This window comes from Rugamonas violacea, assembly GCF_016461825.1.
In the GTDB taxonomy this organism is placed as follows: domain Bacteria; phylum Pseudomonadota; class Gammaproteobacteria; order Burkholderiales; family Burkholderiaceae_D; genus Rugamonas.
Window position 1 is genome coordinate 18459 of sequence record NZ_JAEMNU010000022.1, and the last position, 2306, is coordinate 20764.

Consider the following 2306-nt stretch of genomic DNA (forward strand, 5'->3'; position numbering starts at 1 on the left):
GGGGGCCCCCGCCGTCGTTTTCAGCGTCCCGATTTGAAATAGCATGACCGTGCGGCCATATTTTCCGGCCGCGTGCCCGCCTCCGCTTGCCAATGGTATATTTGACCGACGTGTGCATCGCGGGCGGGGTGCGTGCCAGCCAACCTAACAATATCCCTGGAGACAGAATGAGCATGAACCGCAGAACCACCCTGACCAGCCTGCTGGCGGCCGCCTTCCTGGCCACCGGCTTGTGCCTGCCCGCCCACGCCGCCACCGATGTGGCCGGCGTGAAGTTCGACGACAGCGTCAGCCTGGCCGGCAAGGAACTCAAGCTGAACGGCGCCGGCCTGCGCACCAAGGTGTTCTTCAAGATCTACGCGCTGGGCCTGTACCTGCCGGAGAAAAAGACCAGCGTGGCCGACATCCTGGCGCTGGCCGGGCCGCGCCGCGTCTCGATCACGGTGCTGCGCGAGTTGAGCTCGGAAGAGTTCGGCAACGCCTTCATGGCCGGCCTGAACGCCAACACCGAGAAGGCCGAACGCAACAAGGTGCTGTCGCAGACGATGAAGTTCGGCGAAATGTTCGCGCAGATTCCGGGCTTGAAGAAGGGCGATGTGTTGACGGTGGACTGGCTGCCGGGCGAGGGCACGCAATGCCATTTGAACGGCAAGAAGATCGGTGAGGTGTTGCCCGACGTCGCCTTCTACAACGCGATCCTGCGCATCTGGCTGGGCGACAAGCCGGCCGACAGCTCGCTCAAACCCAAATTGCTGGGCGAAGCGAACTGATTTGCTGCACTGCGGCAGCGGCCTTGCGCCGCCGCCGTGTTGACTGGCTCAGGCGCGCGAGGCCAGGGCGCGCAGTTCGGCGGCGTGGCTGGGGGCGCCGTCCATCGCGTTCAACATGCGGCTAAGCATCATCGAGTCGCGCATCTGGCGGCGCTGCAACTGTTCTTCCTTGCTCAGTTTCGGCTTGACGACCAGCAGCAGGGCGCGGACTATGCCGCGCAGCAGCGGCTTGAACAGCAGCAGCAGGGCGGCCGCCAGGGCCAGGCCGAAGACCAGCTGGAGCGCGCCTAGCCAGGAGAAATCCAGGGTGGCGGCTTGCAAAGAAGAGATGATGGTAGACATGATGTTCCGGTGTATTTAGAATCAAGTGTAACTATAGTGCAGCGCAACATAAGTATCCAATTTCATTTCCCGATAACAATTATATGAATGGTGAATGAAACCGGCCTGTTCGGGGTATTCCCCGAATATCCAACCTTCCCCTACACTGTTGCCATTCATCAACTACCCTGAGCCGCCATGAGCTTTTTGACGCTGGACTTGAACTTGCTGCGCGTCTTCGACGCCGTGATGACGGAACAAAACCTGACACGCGCGGCCGGCCACCTGGCCATGACCCAGCCGGCCGTCTCCAACGCCATCAAGCGCCTGCGCGAAAGCCTGGGCGACGAGTTGCTGATCCGCACCGCCTACGGCGTCAAGCCGACCCCGCGCGCCGAAGCGCTGTGGCCGTCGGTGCGCAGCGCGCTGGCCAGCCTGGAAGCGGCCGTGGCGCCGGAAACCTTCGACGTCTCCAAGGCCCACGCCACCTTCCGCATGGCCATGGCCGACGCCACCGCCGCCTTCTGGCTGCCCTCGCTGATGCGCTCGATCGAGCGCGAAGCGCCCGGCGTCAACGTGCGCATGGTGCCGCTGACCACGCGCGAGCCGCGCCCCATGCTGCTGCGCGGCGACATCGACCTGGCGGTCGGCTTCTTCCCCGGCGTGGCGGCCCAGCTGTCCTACGAAACCGGCTCGCCGATCCGCCATGAGCGGCTGTACTCCGGCCACTATGTTTGCGTGATGCGGCGCGACCATCCGCTGTCCAAGCTCGACCTAACGCTGGACAACTACTGCGCCGCCAACCACCTGCTGGTGAGCTTCTCCGGCCGCGCCCACGGCCTGGTCGACGAGGCGCTGGCGCAGATCCAGCGCGAGCGGCGCATCCTGTTGACGGTCAACCAATTCTTCACGGCCGGACGGGTGGTGGCCAATTCCGACCTGATCACCGTGTTGCCGCGCCACCTGATCGCCTCGACCGGCATGACCGACGCGCTGATCTCCAAGGAACTGCCGTTCACCCTGCCGGCGGTGCACCTCGACATGCTGTGGCACGAGCGCGACGCGCGCAGCCCGGCGCACAAATGGCTGCGTCTGAATCTGGAAGGCATGAACAACGCCAGCACCCAGCGCATAGCCCCCGGCACCAGCCCGCGCAGCGACACCTACTAAAAAAAATCCCCCGAATCCCCCCGGGGGGGGGGGGGGGGGGGGGGG

The 2306-nt window shown here is 64.5% G+C and carries 3 protein-coding genes; 2 read left to right on the top strand and 1 reads right to left on the bottom strand.

The features are described from left to right. Nucleotides 1-173 precede the first annotated feature (173 nt). On the top strand, nt 174-770 hold the full coding sequence (locus H7U20_RS03755) for a chalcone isomerase family protein (RefSeq protein ID WP_199518277.1): 597 nt from the start codon (nt 174-176) through the stop codon (nt 768-770). A gap of 48 nt (nt 771-818) precedes the next feature. On the opposite strand, the gene H7U20_RS03760 is transcribed toward H7U20_RS03755, so the two are convergent. Continuing rightward, nucleotides 819-1112: a hypothetical protein gene (locus tag H7U20_RS03760; RefSeq protein WP_199518278.1), complete on the bottom strand. Its 294-nt coding sequence runs from the start codon at nt 1110-1112 to the stop codon at nt 819-821. Between the two features lie 177 nt (nt 1113-1289). On the opposite strand from H7U20_RS03760, the gene H7U20_RS03765 reads away from it, so the two are divergent. Next, nucleotides 1290-2261 (top strand): LysR family transcriptional regulator, encoded by a 972-nt coding sequence (locus H7U20_RS03765; RefSeq protein ID WP_199518279.1) that lies wholly within the window; start codon nt 1290-1292, stop codon nt 2259-2261. The last annotated feature ends 45 nt before the right edge of the window (nt 2262-2306 follow it).

Bases quoted from the DNA above. Each gene is read 5' to 3' on its own strand.
- H7U20_RS03755 (WP_199518277.1), top strand. From the start codon at position 174: ATGAACCGCAGAACCACCCTGACCAGCCTGCTGGCGGCCGCCTTCCTG.
- H7U20_RS03760 (WP_199518278.1), bottom strand. From the start codon at position 1,112: ATGTCTACCATCATCTCTTCTTTGCAAGCCGCCACCCTGGATTTCTCC.
- H7U20_RS03765 (WP_199518279.1), top strand. From the start codon at position 1,290: ATGAGCTTTTTGACGCTGGACTTGAACTTGCTGCGCGTCTTCGACGCC.